The organism is Allohoeflea poritis (genome assembly GCF_027889715.1).
GTDB lineage: Bacteria > Pseudomonadota > Alphaproteobacteria > Rhizobiales > Rhizobiaceae > Hoeflea_A > Hoeflea_A poritis.
Genome location: NZ_JAPJZH010000011.1, coordinates 1 through 17,478, shown reverse-complemented (window position 1 = coordinate 17,478; position 17,478 = coordinate 1). Strand labels below are relative to the sequence as shown.

Sequence of the window (17,478 nt, the reverse complement as noted above, 5' to 3'; positions counted from 1 at the left end):
CAATGTTTACCATTTTCCGGCCTTTCAGGCCGTGCCGGCTAGCGAAACAGCGATTCCGCGTCATTCTTGCTTTTCTGTTTCGATGACTTTTCCTCCTCGAGTCGGGCAATCTCCTGCCGGAGAATGGCAATCCGGTCGTCCAGTTCATCGACCGATATCAGTGAAAGATCGCTACCGATTTCGTGCGCAACGGGCTTTTTTTCCGCGTCGTCCTCAAAAATGGACATGCTTTCCTCCTTGGGCATTGCCGACCTTGAATGATATGGGAAATACAAGGGAAATTCCAACAACGCTCATTGCCGTGCAAATCGGGGAGAACGAATGAAGGCTGTTGAAATACGCGAACCGGGCGGGCCGGAAGTGCTGCAGCTCACTGACAGACCGAAACCGGAGCCGGCTGACGGGGAGTTGCTGATCGCTGTCAGGGCGGCGGGCGTCAACCGGCCGGACTGCCTTCAACGCATGGGTGCCTATCCGCCGCCGCCGGGGGCGCCGGATATACCGGGCCTGGAGGTGGCAGGTGAGGTCGAAGCGGTCGGCTCGGCCGTTCGGGATTTTGAGCCGGGCGACCGTGTCTGTGCGCTGGTGCCGGGTGGCGGCTATGCCGAATACTGCACGGTCCATGCGACCAATGCCCTGCCGGTTCCGAGCGGCTTCAGCTTCAGCGAGGCGGCGGCGATACCGGAAACATACTTCACCGTGTGGCACAATGTGTTTCAGCGCGGCGCGCTGAAACCCGGAGAAGTGCTGCTCGTGCATGGCGGATCATCCGGTATCGGAACGACGGCCATCCAGCTCGCCAAAGCGTTCGGATCGAAAGTCATCGTCACTGCGGGATCGGAAGAAAAATGCCAGGCTTGCCGCGATCTTGGCGCGGATCTGGCGATCAACTATCGCACGGACGATTTCGTCAAAGCCGTGAAGCAGGAAACCGACGGCGATGGCGCCAACCTGATCCTGGACATGGTCGGCGGCGACTATATTACCCGCAATTACGAGGCCGCTGCCGTTGAGGGTCGCATCGTCCAGATCGCCTTTCTGCGCGGCCGCAAGACGGAGGCGGATTTTTCCCTCCTGATGATGAAACGGCTGGTTCACACCGGATCGACGCTCAGAGCCCGGTCCGTGGTCTTCAAGTCCGACATTGCCTCCGAGCTCAGACGCAGGGTCTGGCCGCTGCTGGCGAAGCGGTCCGTCGCTCCGGTGATGGATACGCTGTTTCCGCTTGAACGGGCATCGGCGGCGCACAGCCGCATGGAGGAAGGCGATCACATCGGCAAGATCGTCCTCGATGTTGCATAGGTCGGAGCAGGCAAATTGACCAAAGCGATCGCAATCGTCCTGTTGCTGGCGATGATTGTCCACATCATCAAGCCACTCGGATTGCCGGGGCTGCGCAAGCGTTCCGATTTCTGGAAAATCGCGGTGTTCGCCTTTCTGGCGATCATGGTGGTGATCGTGCTGCAGCAGCTGTGACGGGCTATTCGGCGGCCTTCGCCTGACCGGGATGGGGCTCTCCGGCAGGTTCGCGCTGTTCAATGACGGTCTGTGCGAGCAGTTCGGCCCAGTAGCGGTAGCCGCTGGCACCGGCATGGAAGCCGTCGGATGAAAAGCCTGACGAATCCGGCGGCTGCAGGCGCGGCGCTGCGATCGCGAACCGTTCCGGGCACAATTGGCGCCCGACACGATTGATGATCCGCACGCGCATTTCAAGAATTTGAGCAAGCAGGGGCGGCAGGGCCGGAACCGTGCGCATATCGATAACCGGTGACCAGATGATCGTTGCCTCAGGCCATTTCGCCTTCACGGCGTAGAGCAGGCCGCCGAAGCCTCTCTTGAAACGCCGCGCGGTCAGAAAGTTCTTTGCGTCGTTGGTGCCGGCGGCGATGATCACATGCGTATAGTCGTGGCGTTCCAGGTTCGGCACGACGAGATCGCGCAATTGCTCGCATATGGCGGAGTTCGAACCGGCCCGGTGCCAGGCGACGGTAGCTCCCGTGCGTTCATGCAGAACGGCGGCGATCTGCGGGCCGATCGTGTCCTCGAGCCGGTCGGCGCCGACGCCGGCGGCCGATGAATCGCCGAGGACGAGGATCCGGTAATCCGGTTCCCGGTCATCGCCGACAATGCCATGGGACTGTCCGTCAGGCGGGTGCAGGCGCTGCGTGCGGGCACGCAGCTTGATGCCCTCGAAGAGCGCAACGGGCATCAACAACCAGCTCGCAATGCCGTAGAACAGGTATTTCATTTGTCGCAGACCGCTGCGCTGTTTCAGGTTTCCATCCGACCGTGCCGGATGACGCATCTCGCGCTAGCGGTCAGGTCCTGTCAAGACCGCCTCAGGCCGCCTTTTCCATGTCACTGGTCCAGTTTCCGGTCGCGGCAAGACCGTTCATCCGTGCGCGGTGCGCGAATGCGCGCTGTCCGGCAGCCACATTCTCCGGCTTGCCGCCCCAGGCCTTCAGGCAGGCCGCCTGCAGTGCGCGGCCGTAGGAGAAGGTCAATTGCCAGGGCAAATCGTAGCCTTTGTTCATTGCCGAAAGATGCGCTGTCGCCTCTTCGTCGGATTGTCCGCCGGACAGGAAGGCGATGCCCGGTACCGCCGCCGGAACCGTTGCCTTGAGGCAGCGTACGGTTTTTTCGGCAACTTCGTCGACGGAAGCGTTGCGGGTGTTCTTGCCGTCGATCACCATGTTCGGTTTCAGCACCATACCCTCAAGCGCGACGCGGGCATCGTAAAGCTCCGCGAAGACCGTGCGGAGCACCGTTTCTGTTACGGTATAGCAGCGGTCGATGGAATGATCTCCCGGCTCTCCGTCCATCAGGATTTCGGGCTCGACGATCGGCACGATACCGGCTTCCTGGCAGAGCGCCGCATAGCGGGCCAGGGCCTGTGCGTTGGCGCGCACGGCGCTGCCGCTGGGCAGGTCGTCGGAAATGGATATCACGCCGCGCCACTTGGCGAAGCGTGCGCCCAGGCCGTAATACTCGGCAAGCCTTTCGCGCAGCCCGTCGAGACCTTCGGTGATCTTTTCGCCCGGGTGTGCCGCCATCGGCTTGGCGCCGCCATCGACCTTGATGCCCGGAACCGCGCCCGCGGCCTTGATGACCTCGACGAGCGGCGTTCCGTCGGCCGCCTTCTGGCGCAGCGTCTCGTCGAACAGGATGACGCCTGAGATATAGTTGCTCATGGCCTCGGTCGAGCGGAACAGCATCTCGCGGTAATCGCGGCGGTTTTCTTCCGTCGAATCAACGTTGATCGAGTCGAAACGTTTTTTGATCGTGCCGGATGATTCATCGGCGGCCAGTATGCCCTTTCCGCTCGTCACCATTGCAGCTGCAATATCTTCCAAACGTTCGCTCATGGGGTCGTTCTCCTTTGTCCGGTGGCGCCCTTATACTTCTTTCGGCCGCGATGATACCACCGGGGACCGCTCGCGTGCGACGCCTGAAGCGAAGGGCGCAGAAATTTTCCATGGCGATATCAGAAGTGTGTGGTGAGGAAAATGGTGTGTAGCGGTATTGAAACGATTGAAAGTCCTTAAACCGATTGAAATCCTCAGATGATTTGCATGCCTGATCCATGTGCGCCTTGGGCTTGGAGGCGAAATCCGTATAAGCTGGCGCCGGCGGGCGAAGCTGTCGGGCATCGGGACGGTGCCTGATCATCACGGGATGAAGGGACCATGGCGCTCAGGTCAGCGGAGGATCTTCCGCGCGAGAAGAAACGAAGGACCGTCTCGCTCCGTCTTCTCCTGATCTTCGGTTTCGGCGGGCTGGTCGCCCTGTCGGTCGGAGGTGTGCTGGCGCTTTCCGTCTATGCCAATTTCGCCAACACGCATTCGCTGCTGAACCGCCAGGCGGACCTGACGATTGAAGCTATGGAGCGGACTTTCGTCAGCGATGCCGAGGAAGCCGAACGCTCCGTTCAGGCTGTAGGCGCGCTCTATGAACAAGGTGCATTCGAGCTGAATGACCGGGAGTCCGAGGCGCTGATCCTCAGGCCTCTGCTTCTCAGCGAACCGGTGATCGAAAATCTCGTCATCATCAGCAATGAGGGCGTCATGACCGGTCTGATCCGGCACCCACGCCATGAGGAACTGCTGGAAGCAAAGACGCCACCCGGCAAGCGTGCCGCTCCGCCAAAGGATCTGTTCAAGAAGAATAGCGAAACGCGGTGGACCAAGCCGTTGAAGCGCGATGGCATCCTGTTTCACAGCGTGATTCACCCATTAACCCGGAACGGCAAGATTGTAGGCATGGTCAGCGCCGCCGTCGGACCGTTCAGCCTGAACCGAATCGTTCGTGGCATCGGCTCGGACAGCAACAGCAAGACCATTATCCTGAACCATGACTACGAACTGATCGCACATTCCACGCAGCCGGAACTTTTCCGAGGCAAGGCGTCGATCGGTATCAAGGACATTGCGGACCCGACGACGCGGATCATCGCGGCGAAGATCCTGGAACTGGGCCTGCGCGACCGGGCGGAAGCGGATAGTTTCCGCATTACGGAAACGTTGGACGAAGGTTCGCGGGAGTACATTGTCATGACCAAGGCGGTCGCGGCCATGTCCGAGCAACCCTATGTGCTTGCCGCTTTTTTCGATGCTGCCAATCTCAGCAGTGAACTGGAACGGGCGCGGATCGCTGCTATCGTCGGGCTGGTCGCGTTTGTCCTTGCGGTTGCCATGGCGGTATTCTTCGGCAATCGCTTGTCGAAGCCGCTCACGCGGGTCGCCGACGCGGCCTCGCGTTTCGCCCGCCTCGATCTTGCTTCCCACAAGCAATTGCCGGTCTCGCGCGTTCGCGAAATCGACGGTCAGGCGCGGGCGATGAACGCCATGCACACGGCGCTTTCGCAATTCGGCCAGTATGTTCCAAAGGAACTCGTCAGACGGCTGATGCAGTCGGGCACGCAGGCCACACGCTCGGTCGAGCGCGAGATAACGGTCATGTTTACCGATGTTGCGGGCTTTACCGCCATGTCCGAGCACATGGGCGCCGGCGATGTCGTCAAGGTCCTCAACGAGCATTTTGAAACGCTCTGCGGGCAGATCAGCAAACATTCGGGTACGGTCGACAAGTTCATGGGCGACGGTCTGATGGCATTCTGGGGTGCGCCGGAAGCCGATCCGGATCATGCGAGAAATGCCATAGAAGCTGCGCGCGGCATCATGGAGGCATTCGACGCGGAAAACCGCACCCGGGAAGGTCAGGGTCTCGAGCCTCTCAAACTGAGGGTCGGCATTCACACCGGCAGGGCCGTCATTGGAAACATCGGCGGCTCCGACCGTCAGAACTACACGGTTGTCGGCGATATCGTGAACGTAGCCTCGCGGCTCGAGCAACTGGGCAAGGAAATGATCGAAGACCGCAGCGTTTGCGTCCTGATTTCATCGCAATGCAGAATTTCAGCCGGCGATCCGTCCGATCTTGTTCCCGCCGGCTCGCATATGCTGCGCGGACGCAAACGGCCGATCAGTGTCTTTGCGCTGCAGATCCGGAATTCCGGCCGTGATGCGCCCTACAAGGCTAGAGCAATTCTGAGTTAGATTGGATCATTTGACCGTGGCGATTTTGGTCGCTGGTTAGGCGGATTGCGCGCCGTGGTGCTACCCCACCACAAGCGCGAGCCAACGACGCCAGGGGCCAAAATCGCCCGGCCCATTCATCTTTGATTTTCAATACGATAATCCATTCGAGGGTGGGGAAAATCAGCCCATCGGCGTTGTTGCGCCGCTTGCCCGATGCGCTGCATCGCGCTGCGCGACGCGCCTAGCCGAGTGAACCGATTTTCCTCCATCAAATGTTCCAATCTAACTCAGAATTGCTCTAATACTGCGGGCAGTGCTGAACAATCGGCCTGAGTCTCGTCAGTTCTTCAAGGCGTCGACGCCGGGCAGCGGTTTGCCTTCCATCCATTCGAGGAACGCGCCGCCGGCGGTGGAGACATAGGTGAAGTTCCCGGCGACGCCGGCATGGTTGAGCGCCGCGACCGTATCGCCGCCGCCAGCAACCGAAGTCAACGTGCCTTTGCTGGTACAAGAGGCCGCGAACTTTGCGGCAGCCACGGTGGCGGCGTCGAAAGGTTCGATCTCAAAGGCGCCGAGCGGCCCGTTCCAGACCAGTGTGCTGGCCTTGCCGATCCACTCATTGACCGCCGATACGGATTTCGGACCGACATCCAGTATCATGCCGTCGGCGGGAACGTTGCCAATGTCGACGGTTTCGCTCTCGGCATTGGCGGCGAATTCCTTTGCGACCACGCCGTCGACCGGCAGAACGATTGCGCATTTGTTCGATGCGGCTTCGATCATGATCTGCTTGGCCGTGGCCGCGAGGTCGTGTTCGCACAGCGACTTGCCGACATCGGTGCCCTTGGCGGCCAGGAATGTGTTGGCCATGCCGCCGCCGATAACGAGTGCGTCGACCTTCGATACGAGATTCATCAGCAGATCGAGCTTGGTGGAAACCTTGGCGCCGCCGACAATGGCGACGACCGGTCGTGCCGGGTTGCCGAGGCCCTTCTCCAGCGCTTCCAACTCGGCCTGCATGGTGCGGCCCGCATAGGCTGGCAGCAGGTGTGCGAGGCCCTCTGTGGAGGCGTGGGCACGATGGGCGGCGGAGAAGGCGTCGTCCACATAAAGATCGCCGTTTTCGGCGAGCTGTTTCGCGAAGGCCGGATCGTTGCTTTCTTCGCCCGGATGGAAGCGGACATTTTCCATCAGCAATATATCGCCATTGGCCATTTCGGCCACGGCCTCCGCAGCCGCTGCGCCGACGCAATCCGACGCAAAGGGCACACGGTGATCGAGCACTTCCTCGACCGTGTGTGCGATGGGTTTGAGCGACATGCTGTCGACCACCTGGCCCTTGGGCCGGCCGAAATGCGCGAGCAGAATAACCTTGGCGCCCTTTTCCGAAAGTTCGCGGATGGTCGGCGCCACGCGTTCGATCCGCGTGGTGTCGCTGACGACGCCGTCCTTGACCGGCACGTTCAGGTCCACACGCACCAGCACCCTCTTTCCGGCAATGTCGTTCAGCGAATCGAGTGTCTTGAACTGGGTCATGATCAACGCTCCCGTGGCGGAATATGGCGAAGTTTCTCGACGAAGTCTCCTAGGGCGCGGCGATCGTGCTTGAGACGGACGCGTTTGTCCGAAGCCGGCGCATGGGCAAGTCCGACGCCCGGCCGGTGCGCGGTTTTCGGCCTTATCGGCCGCCTCTCGAAGCCGCCGCCGCAATTGGGGCAGACATTGCGCAGGATGTTCTGCGCGCAATCGGCGCAGAAGGTGCACTCATAGGTGCAGATCATGGCATCGGGCGCATGCGCGGGGAGATCGATGTCGCAATATTCGCAGTTCGGTCTCAGCTGCAGCATGCGCCCGGGGCCCGTCAGATGAGCTTGCCCATGGCGACCGCCGTGTCGGACATGCGGTTGGAGAAGCCCCATTCATTGTCATACCAGGTCAGGATGCGCACGAAGGTGCCGTCCATCACCTTGGTCTGATCCATGTGGAAGAGCGACGAGTGGGGATCGTGGTTGAAATCAACCGACACGAGCTTTTCGTCCGTGTAGCCGAGAATGCCCTTCAGTTCGCCGTCCGCGGCGGAGCGAATGGCGGCGTTGACTTCCTCGACGCTGGTTTCGCGCGATGCGATGAAGTTGAGATCGACGACCGAGACATTCGGCGTCGGCACGCGGATGGCGACACCGTCGAGCTTGCCGTTGAGTTCCGGCAGAACCAAGCCGACGGCCTTGGCGGCACCGGTCGATGTCGGGATCATCGACATCGCGGCGGCGCGCCCGCGGTAGAGATCCTTGTGCATCGTATCGAGCGTCGGCTGGTCGCCCGTATAGGCGTGGATGGTCGTCATGAAGCCTTTCTCGATGCCGATGGCGTTGTTGAGCACATAGGCGACCGGCGAAAGGCAGTTGGTCGTGCAGGACGCGTTGGAGACGACAAGGTCCTCGGCGGTCAGTTCGCTGTCATTGACACCATAGACGATCGTCTTGTCGGCACCCGAGGCGGGCGCCGAGACCAGGACCCGCTTGGAGCCGTTTTCCAGATGCAGGGCGGCCTTGTCGCGCGCGGTGAAGATGCCGGTGCATTCAAGCGCAATGTCGACGTCGCCCCAGGGCAGTTCCTTCGGATCGCGGATGGCAGTTACCTTGATCGGGCCGCGGCCGACATCGATCGTGTCGCCTTCGACGGTGACGGTGCCGGGAAAGCGGCCGTGGACGCTGTCATAGCGTATCAGATGCGCATTGGTCTCGACCGGGCCGAGATCGTTGATGGCGACGACCTCGATGTCGGTGCGGCCCGATTCGATGATGGCGCGAAGGACATTGCGGCCGATGCGGCCAAATCCGTTGATGGCGACTTTCACGGTCATGGATCTACTCCCATCTGATGTGCGGTTATGGCAGGGGCGGCGATATCCTGGGATACCGCCGCCATGTGTCAGGCGGCCTGACCTGCCAGGCTGTTCAACTTTGCCTCCACGGCCTCGAAGGCCACGTCTGCGGTAATGCCGAAATGACTGTAGAGCTCCTTGTACGGGGCCGAAGCGCCGAACGTGCTCATGCCGATGAAGATGCCGTCATTGCCGATAAACCGGTCCCAACCCTGGCGGACACCGGCTTCGATCGCGATCTTCACGGGAGAATTGCCCAGGATCGCATCCTTGTATTCCTCGGACTGCTCTTCAAACAGCTCGAAGCTCGGCACGGAAACGACCCGCGCGGTGTGACCGGCAGCGTCAATCTTCCCGGCGGTTTCAAGCGCGATTTCAACTTCCGATCCGGAAGCGAAGATCGTCACGTCCGCATCGCTGGCCGGAAGCAGATCGTAGGCGCCGAAGGCGCACATATTGTCCTCGATATAGGTAGTGCGCACTGCCGGCAGATTCTGCCGTGTCAGCGCGATGCCGGACGGACGTGCTTCCGACTCAAGCGCCAGTTGCCAGCATTCGGCCGTCTCGGTCGCATCGGCGGGCCGGAACATCAGCAGATTGGGCATTGCCCGCAGCGAGGCCAGATGCTCGACCGGCTGGTGGGTCGGGCCGTCCTCTCCAAGACCGATGGAATCGTGCGTCAGCACATGGATGACGCGGATGCCCATGATGGCCGCCAACCGGATGGACGGGCGGCAATAGTCGGAAAAGATCAGAAAGCCGCCTGAATAGGGGATCAGGCCACCATGCAGGGCAATGCCGTTCATGGCCGCCGCCATGCCGTGTTCACGGATGCCGTAGTGGATATACCGTCCGGAAAAGTCGTCCGGCGTTATCGCATCCATGTGGTCTGTCTTGGTGTTGTTGGAGCCGGTCAGGTCGGCGGAGCCACCGAGCGTTTCGGGAATGACGCCGTTGATGACCTGGAGCGCCGCTTCGGAAGCCTTGCGGGTCGCAAGGGTCGGTTTGTCTTCGGCCAGCTTCTTCTTGTATTCGTCGATCGCCGTGTCGAAGCCGCCCGGCAGTTCGCCGGCCATGCGGCGGGTAAAAGCGGCCCGCCTTCCAGCTTCGGTCGCTTCGACGCGCTCTTCCCAGGCTTTGCGTTCCTTGGTCGAGCGCAGGCCGGCAAGACGCCAGCAATCAAGCACATCTGACGGAATTTCGAAGGGTTCGTGCGGCCAGTCCAGCGCCTCGCGGACACCGGCGATCTCATCGGCGCCGAGCGGAGATCCGTGCGCCTTCGCCGTTCCGGCCTTGTTGGGCGCGCCGTAACCGATGGTCGTCTTGCTGGCGATCATGGTCGGCTGGTCCGACGACCTGGCCGCAACAATCGCGTCGGCAATGGCCTCGGGATCGTGCCCGTCGATCTCGATCGTGTTCCATCCGCTGGCGCGGAAACGGGCGACCTGATCGGTCGAGTCGGACAGATCGATGGATCCGTCGATGGAGATGCCATTGTCGTCCCAAAAGACGATCAGCTTGTTGAGCTTGAGATGTCCGGCAAGGGCGATCGCCTCCTGGCTGATGCCCTCCATCAGGCAGCCGTCGCCCGCCAGCACATAGGTATGGTGGTCGATCAGTTCGCCGCCGAACTCCTGCGCGAGCTTGCGCTCGGCAATGGCCATGCCGACGGCATTCGCCAGGCCCTGGCCAAGCGGCCCCGTCGTCGTTTCGATGCCGGCAGCATGACCGTATTCCGGATGGCCGGCGGTCTTGTATCCCAACTGGCGGAAATTCTTGATCTCTTCGAGCGTGATATCCTCGTATCCGAGCAGGTACAGGAGCGCGTAAACGAGCATGGAACCGTGGCCGGCCGACAGGACAAAACGGTCGCGGTTCGGCCAGTCGGGCCGCTTCGGATCAAAGGTCATGAACTTCGTGAACAGGACCGTCGCGATGTCGGCCGCGCCCATCGGAAGGCCGGGGTGTCCGGACTTTGCCTTTTCCACGGCATCCATGGAAAGAAAGCGGATCGCGTTTGCCATCCGTTCGTGTTTTTCGCGTGGGATCATGACATTTTCAGCTTAATCAGGATATCCGGAGGCGGTGTCTCGCTGCCGCCCGTTGAAAGCAGGTGACACATAGCAGGTGCCGACGCGGAGTCAATAAATGAGGACCGCCGATTGAGTCGGCCTTTGGAATTTATGCAGCGACCCGCGCCGAATCCGTTCAATCCGCGGGGCCCCGGCCCAAAATCGTGCCGGATGAAGCGGTGTATGGGGTTATCCCCAAACGAATTGCGTCATATCGACGACATAATTTGACGCCCGGTTTTCGCAACGCATAATCTTCGAACTGTAAGTGCCCGAGAATCAATCGATTTGTGAACTCGAAGGCAAGTGAAGCGGCAATGTCAGGCGACAAGACAGCAAAAACAGCAATCGAGAGCCTCAACAAGGTGCTCTCCAGACTCGAGAATGCGGTCGATGGGCGCGTCGAGAAAGAGCGCGACTTCAGCGAAGCCGAGGAGGAGGTCCAGCGCCTTAATTCCGACCGGTCCCGGCTGGCGCAGGAACTCGACCAGTCTGAGGATCGCGCAGCCCGGCTTGAAGAGGCCAATCGCGAGGTTTCACGCAGGCTGGTCACGGCAATGGAGACGATCCGGGCTGTTCTGGATCGATAGACCATGGCTCAGGTGACGGTAAACATCGACGGCAAGGCTTACAGAATGGCCTGCGAGGAGGGGCAGGAAGCGCATCTGACGGAACTTGCGAACAAGTTCGACCGCTATGTCGGCCACCTGAAGGGCGAGTTCGGCGAAATCGGAGATTTGCGCCTGACCGTCATGGCCGGCATTCTTGTCATGGATGAATTGAGCGAAGCGCAACGCAAGCTCGATGGCCTTGAGAGCGAGGTCGGCAGCCTGAAGAAGACACGCGACACGGCACTCGCGCGCGTCGACGATGCCGATGCGAGCCTGGCCGATACGATCTCGAATATCGCCGACAAGGTCGAGCGCATCGCCGAGAAACTCGAAAAAGCCTGAAACACGAAATTGGTATACGGCACCGCGCGCCGTTTTTGGGACTGGCGCTTTGCAACGGGCGCCACTATATTCCCGCGGCGGTCTGCGCCTCTCGGCAGGAAACACAATCCCCGGGGCCTTAATCGATCCAAAGGGAGCTGTCCCTGTTTAGACCCGTGGGTTTTTACACACGGCGCCCACCTACTTTGTAGGTTCCCGGGATCGTAAAACTTCCGCCGGTTGCCGCGGATCGCTCCCGTCAAACAGTAGCGCCATGTCCGAAAAACACCTGAAAAACGAACTAAGACGACAGGCGCTTGCGGTTCGCGACGCCATGAGCGCTGAAGAACGCATCGAGGCAAGCCTGCAGGTCGACGCGATCGGCGCGAGCGAAATTGCAGTAGAGCCGGGCATGATCGTCTCCGGCTTCTGGCCGATCCGCTCGGAGGTCGATATCCGGCCGCTGATGTTCTCATTGAGAGAAAAAGGTGCGCGGCTTTGCCTTCCGGCCGTGGTCGACAGGACCAAAATCGTCTTTCGCGAGCTGGTGCGCGGTGTGCCGATGGTCGACACCGGCTTCGGAACCGCGGGGCCGGGGCCGGACGCGCAGATCCTCGATCCGGACCTGATGCTGGTTCCGCTCGCCGCCTTCGATCGGGCCGGCCATCGCATCGGTTATGGCGCCGGTCACTACGACCGGGCGATTGCAAGACTGCACGAAAAAGGAATAGAACCGCATCTCATTGGCGTGGCGTTCGACGTTCAGGAGGTCGAACGGGTTCCCAATCAGGGCCACGATGTCGCCCTGGCGGCGATCCTGACGGAAAGGGGGCTGCGTGCGATGCCCGAAACCGGTGATGAATGAGACTGCTCTTTCTCGGTGATATGGTCGGCCGTTCGGGCCGGACGGTCGTATGGGAGAAACTGCCGGGTCTCATCGAGGAATACGGATTCGATTTCGTTGCCGTCAATGGCGAGAACGCGGCGGGCGGTTTCGGAATTACCGAAGAGATTTTTCTCAAGACGATCGACGCCGGCGCCGACGTGGTGACCACGGGAAATCATGTCTGGGACCAGCGCGAAGCCTTGAGCTTTTGCGAAAGGCAGGACAGGTTCATCAGACCGGCCAATTTTCCGAACGGCACGCCGGGCCGCGGGTCCGGGGTCTATGTGGCGCGCAACGGCGCCCGCATACTGGTCACCAACATCATGGGCCGGATCTTCATGCATCCCGATCTTGACGATCCGTTCATGACCGCCGAACGCGAGCTTGCGGCGTGTCCGCTCGGTGAACAGGCGGATGCCGTGATCATCGATTTTCATGCCGAAGCGACCAGCGAGAAGCAGTGTTTCGGCCATTTCGTAGACGGACGCGCCAGCCTCGTGGTCGGAACGCACACGCATATTCCGACCGCCGACCATCAGGTTCTCAATGGCGGAACCGCCTACATATCCGATGCCGGTATGTGCGGCGACTACGATTCGTCGCTCGGCATGGACAAGGAAGAGCCGATGAACCGGTTCGTCTCCAAAATCCCGAAGGGGCGTTTCGAAGCGGCGACAGGTCCGGCGACGCTGTGCGGCGTCGCCGTCCAGATTTCGGACCGCACGGGCCTTGCCGAGTCAATTCAGCCTTTGCGGCTCGGGCCCAGGCTCGAGGAATCGCTGCCGTCGTTTTAATGCAGATTTGTTCCAGGCTCATACACCGCGCAGAACGATGATCGTCGGTTGCTTGGGCAGATCTCTCAGAGTGACCGTCAGATTGTCTTCCGGGCGGAATTCATGCGCGAAATCGCCGTCGAAAAGGTCCAGGAACGAATTGATCGACATGCCGCGGCGATGCATTGGAAGGACCACCGATGCCCGCAGCCGCTTGACGATGTCGCGCATCTTCTCGTGGCCGACCGTCAGGCCGCCATCAATCGGTACCATGACCACATCGAGCCTGCCGATTTCGGCGATATGGCGGTCCTCCAACTCGTGGTGCAGATGCCCGAGGTGACCGATGCAAAGGCCCGCGACCTCGAAAATGAAGATCGAGTTGGCGTCAGGCTCGCGGCCGCCGAAGCCGGACCGGATATCGGTGGTGACGTTGCGGATATAGGTATCGCCGACAACGACGTCGTGATCGATGGGACCGCCATTGGGGTTCCATCCAGGAAGCACGGTTTCGATCGCCGGATCTGGCTGCAGCGTGAAATGGCTCGAATGCGCCTTGTTCATGGTAACGACAGCCGGTGCTTCCCGGTTGCCCACATAACCGTTGTAGTCGGTGGCGATCGTGACACCGTCAGGCGTCTCGATCATATAGGTGGAATGGCCGATGAAAGAGATCCGGACCTGTTCGCGCGTCAAAGGTTCGGCGGATGCCAGCCTGACGGTGGCGCGGTCCGGCACTGATGCGACAGCCTGGCACTGAGAAACCGGACGCGGCTGGTTGTCATCGTTTACAAGACTAGGTTCGGAGGTTCCTCCGGTTCCGATGCTGAACCCCCCCGCGATGCCCACCATCGCCGGCAGGGCCGCGACCAAGGTCACGATTCCCCAGTGTATTCTCATATCGCCAGTCCCATCTCGTAATTCGTTAAATCAAAAACGGCCCCGCCCTGTCGGGTCCAAAAAAATCGTATGTATCGACCGATACCAAAAAACTGCGGCCTAGCTTAGGCGAAGAGCCTGTGGCCGCTACTTGCAAAAAAAATCACTGGCCGATTGCCGGCATTCACTGAAACGCAGTCATATATTTCAATGCCACAAGAAGAGGCCGGCGGCAAACCGATCTGTGGTTGAACTTGCGGTTCTTGTGCAGATGTTGCTGGACGACCAGCATCGACTTTCCTATAAGGCGGCGCATTCAGGAAACCGAGTAAGACGTGGGCGAGTGCCATGGCAGGCCATTCCAAATTCAAGAACATCATGCACCGCAAGGGACGCCAGGACGCGGTGCGCTCGAAGCTGTTTTCCAAGCTGTCCAAGGAACTGACCGTCGCGGCGAAGATGGGCGGTCCGGATATCGAGGGAAATCCGAGATTGCGGCTCGCGGTCCAGAACGCCAAGGGCCAGTCCATGCCGAAGGACAATATTCAGCGCGCCATCAACAAGGGCGCCGGCGGCGACAGCGAGGATTACGAGGAAATCCGCTACGAGGGATACGGGCCCGGCGGCGTCGCGATCATCGTCGAGGTGCTGACGGACAACCGCAATCGGTCGGCCTCGAATGTGCGCGCTTGTTTTTCAAAGAACGGCGGCGCGCTCGGCGAGACGGGTTCCGTGGGCTTCATGTTCGACCGTGTCGGGGAGATCGTCTACAAGGCCGAAGCCGGCGACGAGGATGCCGTCATGGAAGCCGCCATCGAGGCGGGCGCCGACGATGTCCAGTCCGGCGAGGAAGGGCACACGATCACCTGCGCCTTCGAATCGATCGGCGATGTGTCGAGTGCGCTCGAGGCAACGCTCGGTGAGCCGGAATCGGTCAAGCCGGTCTGGAAGCCGCAGACCGGCACCGAGGTCGACGAGGAAAAGGCCGGCACGCTGATGAAACTGATCGACGCGCTGGAAGACGATGACGATGTCCAGAACGTCTATGCCAATTTCGACATTTCCGACGATGTGATGGCCAAGCTGGCGGACGCTTGAGGCTTTTTCGTTTGTAATGCCGAAAACCCGGGTCAGTGATCCGGGTTTTTTGTTGGCATTAGCGAAATGTTTTTGTTTTGTTCGCATTTCTGTGCGATAAGTTTTTCGCGGCGGAAACAAGACGGGGGTGTGATGCAGGCAGAAATCACACGCATTATCGGCATCGATCCGGGCTTGCGCAGGACCGGCTGGGGACTGGTTGAAAGTCTCGGCAATTCCTTGCGCTTCGTGGGATCCGGCACGGTCCGATCGGACGGCAAGCGCGATCTGGCATCGCGCCTTTGCGAATTGCATGACGGATTGTCCGAAATCCTCCATGAATACCGGCCGCATGAGGCGGCGGTCGAAGCGACCTTCGTCAACAAGGACGCGACCGCCACGCTGAAGCTTGGACAGGCGCGGGGCATCGCCATGCTGGTGCCGGCCCTTGCCGGGCTGCCTGTATCGGAATATGCGCCGAATGCAGTGAAGAAGTCTGTCATCGGCGTCGGGCATGGCGACAAGAAACAGATCCACATGATGGTCAAGGTGCTGCTGCCGAAGGCGCAGTTCGATACGGACGATGCGGCCGATGCGCTGGCAATCGCCATCTGTCACGCCCATCACAGGCAAAGCGTGGCCGGGCGGATGCGTCTTGCAGAAAAGGCGGCGTCGGCATGATCGGCAAACTGAAAGGCACGATCGACGAGATCGGCGAGGATCACGTCCTGATCGATGTCCACGGCGTGTGCTATGTGGCCCACTGCGCGGCGCGCACGCTGGCGGGGCTGGGAAGCCCCGGCGAAGCGGTGGTGCTGCATATCGAGACATTCGTCCGCGAAGACCAGCTGAAGCTCTACGGATTTGCCAGTGCTGTGGAGCGCGAATGGTTCCGGCTTCTGCAGAGCGTGCAGGGGGTCGGCGCCAAGGTTGCGCTGGCGGTGCTGTCGACGCTTTCGGCGGCGGATATCGCCAATGCCATCGCGCTGCAGGACAAGGCGATGATCGCCCGCACGCCCGGTATCGGGCCGAAGGTCGCGCAAAGGATTGTCACGGAACTGAAGAGCAAGGCGCCGTCGCTGGGCGGCGAGGCCGGCACGGCGATTGGCCTCAAGCAGGAACTGGGCGACGGTGTCGCAGCGGGGCCTGTCAGCGATGCGGTATCGGCGCTTTCCAACCTCGGCTATTCACGGGACCAGGCTGCCAACGCGGTGGCGGCGGCAATGAAATCGGCCGGTGAGACGGCCGACTCGGCGACGCTGATCCGGCTCGGCCTCAAGGAGCTGGCGCAATGAGCGATTGCGGTTTACGGGTGTAGGCCATGAGCGAGCATGACAGGATCATATCCGCTGACCCGCGCGGCGAAGATGCCGATGCCAGCCTGCGCCCGCAAAGCCTTGACGAGTTCACGGGCCAGGCCGAGGCGCGTTCGAACCTCAAGATCTTCATCGAGGCGGCGAAGGGCCGCGGCGATGCGCTCGACCACGTGCTTTTCGTCGGACCGCCCGGTCTCGGCAAGACGACGCTGGCGCAGATCATGGCCAAGGAACTGGGCGTCAATTTTCGCTCGACATCCGGACCGGTGATTGCCAAGGCCGGCGATCTGGCCGCGCTTTTGACCAATCTCGAGGAACGCGATGTCCTGTTCATCGACGAGATCCACCGGCTCAACCCGGCAGTGGAGGAAATCCTCTATCCGGCGATGGAGGACTATCAGCTCGACCTGATCATCGGCGAGGGGCCGGCGGCACGCTCCGTCAAGATCGACCTTGCCCGTTTCACGCTGGTCGCGGCGACGACACGGCTCGGCCTTCTGACAACCCCGCTCAGGGACCGGTTCGGCATCCCGGTGCGGCTGAATTTCTATTCGGTCGAAGAGCTTGAGGACATCGTCCGGCGTGGCGCGCGGCTCCTCGGCCTGTCGATGACCGATGACGGTGCGCAGGAGATCGCCCGGCGCGCGCGCGGAACGCCGCGCATTGCCGGAAGGCTGCTGCGGCGGGTGCGCGATTTCGCGGAGGTGGCGAAGGCGGATTCGGTGACGCAGAAGATTGCAGATGAAGCGCTGACCCGCCTTTCGGTCGACAATCGCGGCCTCGACCAGCTCGACTCGCGCTACCTGACCATGATCGCGATGAATTTCGGCGGCGGCCCAGTGGGTGTCGAGACGATCGCCGCAGGGCTTTCCGAACCGCGCGATGCAATCGAGGACATCATCGAGCCTTATCTCATCCAGCAGGGGTTGATCCAGCGCACGCCGCGCGGACGGCTGCTCACCGCCAATGCCTGGCGGCATCTCGGCCTCGACGTGCCGAAGGATCTCGCGCAGCAGCAGATCAACCTCTTTCAGGAAGGCGAGGACTAGGCTCAGGACCTATTAATCTGCGCTTGATTATGATTCAAAGTCCTTTTTGGAGGCTTTGATGGACGATCTGTTT

19 protein-coding genes and 1 other RNA gene are annotated in these 17,478 nt (G+C 60.8%); 12 read left to right on the top strand and 8 right to left on the bottom strand.

The window, feature by feature from the left end; genetic code table 11:
* Nucleotides 1-38 precede the first annotated feature (38 nt).
* Complete coding sequence (locus tag OOZ53_RS17110; protein WP_271090897.1) at nt 39-227, bottom strand: DUF1192 domain-containing protein; 189 nt, start codon at nt 225-227, stop codon at nt 39-41.
* A gap of 94 nt (nt 228-321) precedes the next feature.
* Between OOZ53_RS17110 and OOZ53_RS17105 the strand changes: the two genes are divergently transcribed.
* Nucleotides 322-1,302 (top strand): NAD(P)H-quinone oxidoreductase, encoded by a 981-nt coding sequence (locus OOZ53_RS17105; protein WP_271090896.1) that lies wholly within the window; start codon nt 322-324, stop codon nt 1,300-1,302.
* 15 nt (nt 1,303-1,317) lie between these two features.
* Nucleotides 1,318-1,476, top strand: coding sequence for a hypothetical protein (locus OOZ53_RS17100; RefSeq protein WP_271090895.1), 159 nt, complete (start codon nt 1,318-1,320; stop codon nt 1,474-1,476).
* A gap of 4 nt (nt 1,477-1,480) precedes the next feature.
* Here the strand turns inward: OOZ53_RS17100 and OOZ53_RS17095 are convergent, their stop codons facing one another.
* Nucleotides 1,481-2,248: an SGNH/GDSL hydrolase family protein gene (locus OOZ53_RS17095; RefSeq protein WP_271090894.1), complete on the bottom strand. Its 768-nt coding sequence runs from the start codon at nt 2,246-2,248 to the stop codon at nt 1,481-1,483.
* 91 nt (nt 2,249-2,339) lie between these two features.
* Nucleotides 2,340-3,365, bottom strand: a complete 1,026-nt coding sequence (locus OOZ53_RS17090; RefSeq protein ID WP_271090893.1) for a class I fructose-bisphosphate aldolase — start codon at nt 3,363-3,365, stop codon at nt 2,340-2,342.
* A 321-nt stretch (nt 3,366-3,686) separates the two neighbouring features.
* Here OOZ53_RS17090 and OOZ53_RS17085 point away from each other — a divergent pair, with 321 nt between their 5' ends.
* On the top strand, nt 3,687-5,555 hold the full coding sequence (locus OOZ53_RS17085) for an adenylate/guanylate cyclase domain-containing protein (RefSeq protein ID WP_271090892.1): 1,869 nt from the start codon (nt 3,687-3,689) through the stop codon (nt 5,553-5,555).
* 321 nt (nt 5,556-5,876) lie between these two features.
* On the opposite strand, the gene OOZ53_RS17080 is transcribed toward OOZ53_RS17085, so the two are convergent.
* The 4 genes from OOZ53_RS17080 to tkt form a co-directional block, all read right to left on the bottom strand.
* Complete coding sequence (locus OOZ53_RS17080) at nt 5,877-7,073, bottom strand: phosphoglycerate kinase (RefSeq protein WP_271090891.1); 1,197 nt, start codon at nt 7,071-7,073, stop codon at nt 5,877-5,879.
* A gap of 2 nt (nt 7,074-7,075) precedes the next feature.
* Nucleotides 7,076-7,384, bottom strand: coding sequence for a DUF1272 domain-containing protein (locus tag OOZ53_RS17075; protein ID WP_271090890.1), 309 nt, complete (start codon nt 7,382-7,384; stop codon nt 7,076-7,078).
* Between the two features lie 14 nt (nt 7,385-7,398).
* Complete coding sequence (gene gap, locus OOZ53_RS17070; protein WP_271090889.1) at nt 7,399-8,400, bottom strand: type I glyceraldehyde-3-phosphate dehydrogenase; 1,002 nt, start codon at nt 8,398-8,400, stop codon at nt 7,399-7,401.
* Between the two features lie 68 nt (nt 8,401-8,468).
* A complete protein-coding gene (gene tkt / locus OOZ53_RS17065) occupies nt 8,469-10,472 on the bottom strand; it encodes a transketolase (protein WP_271090888.1) in 2,004 nt (667 codons plus the stop codon).
* Between the two features lie 338 nt (nt 10,473-10,810).
* Here tkt and OOZ53_RS17060 point away from each other — a divergent pair, with 338 nt between their 5' ends.
* From OOZ53_RS17060 to OOZ53_RS17040, 5 genes are all read left to right on the top strand, one after another.
* Nucleotides 10,811-11,083, top strand: coding sequence for a DUF4164 domain-containing protein (locus OOZ53_RS17060; protein ID WP_271090886.1), 273 nt, complete (start codon nt 10,811-10,813; stop codon nt 11,081-11,083).
* Nucleotides 11,084-11,086: 3 nt separating this feature from the next.
* Nucleotides 11,087-11,446 (top strand): cell division protein ZapA, encoded by a 360-nt coding sequence (locus tag OOZ53_RS17055; RefSeq protein WP_271090885.1) that lies wholly within the window; start codon nt 11,087-11,089, stop codon nt 11,444-11,446.
* A gap of 76 nt (nt 11,447-11,522) precedes the next feature.
* A non-coding RNA gene (gene ssrS / locus OOZ53_RS17050) (6S RNA) lies at nt 11,523-11,681 on the top strand.
* 18 nt (nt 11,682-11,699) lie between these two features.
* On the top strand, nt 11,700-12,290 hold the full coding sequence (locus tag OOZ53_RS17045) for a 5-formyltetrahydrofolate cyclo-ligase (protein ID WP_271090884.1): 591 nt from the start codon (nt 11,700-11,702) through the stop codon (nt 12,288-12,290).
* Nucleotides 12,287-13,105, top strand: coding sequence for a TIGR00282 family metallophosphoesterase (locus OOZ53_RS17040; protein WP_271090882.1), 819 nt, complete (start codon nt 12,287-12,289; stop codon nt 13,103-13,105). Before OOZ53_RS17045 ends, OOZ53_RS17040 begins: the two co-directional genes overlap by 4 nt.
* Before the next feature lie 18 nt (nt 13,106-13,123).
* On the opposite strand, the gene OOZ53_RS17035 is transcribed toward OOZ53_RS17040, so the two are convergent.
* Nucleotides 13,124-13,936 (bottom strand): MBL fold metallo-hydrolase, encoded by an 813-nt coding sequence (locus OOZ53_RS17035; RefSeq protein WP_425499177.1) that lies wholly within the window; start codon nt 13,934-13,936, stop codon nt 13,124-13,126.
* Nucleotides 13,937-14,311: 375 nt separating this feature from the next.
* Between OOZ53_RS17035 and OOZ53_RS17030 the strand changes: the two genes are divergently transcribed.
* The 4 genes from OOZ53_RS17030 to ruvB all read left to right on the top strand — a co-directional run bounded on the left by OOZ53_RS17030 (nt 14,312) and on the right by ruvB (nt 17,405).
* Nucleotides 14,312-15,061 carry a YebC/PmpR family DNA-binding transcriptional regulator gene (locus OOZ53_RS17030; RefSeq protein WP_271090880.1) on the top strand — a complete coding sequence of 250 codons (750 nt, stop codon included), beginning with the start codon at nt 14,312-14,314 and terminating at the stop codon, nt 15,059-15,061.
* 132 nt (nt 15,062-15,193) lie between these two features.
* The gene (gene ruvC, locus OOZ53_RS17025) at nt 15,194-15,721 is read left to right on the top strand and encodes a crossover junction endodeoxyribonuclease RuvC (RefSeq protein WP_271090879.1); all 528 of its coding nucleotides are present in this window, start codon (nt 15,194-15,196) and stop codon (nt 15,719-15,721) included.
* Nucleotides 15,718-16,335 (top strand): Holliday junction branch migration protein RuvA, encoded by a 618-nt coding sequence (gene ruvA, locus OOZ53_RS17020; RefSeq protein WP_271090878.1) that lies wholly within the window; start codon nt 15,718-15,720, stop codon nt 16,333-16,335. The genes ruvC and ruvA overlap by 4 nt, the downstream gene beginning before the upstream one ends.
* Nucleotides 16,336-16,361: 26 nt before the next feature.
* A complete protein-coding gene (gene ruvB, locus OOZ53_RS17015) occupies nt 16,362-17,405 on the top strand; it encodes a Holliday junction branch migration DNA helicase RuvB (RefSeq protein ID WP_271090877.1) in 1,044 nt (347 codons plus the stop codon).
* Nucleotides 17,406-17,478 lie beyond the last annotated feature (73 nt).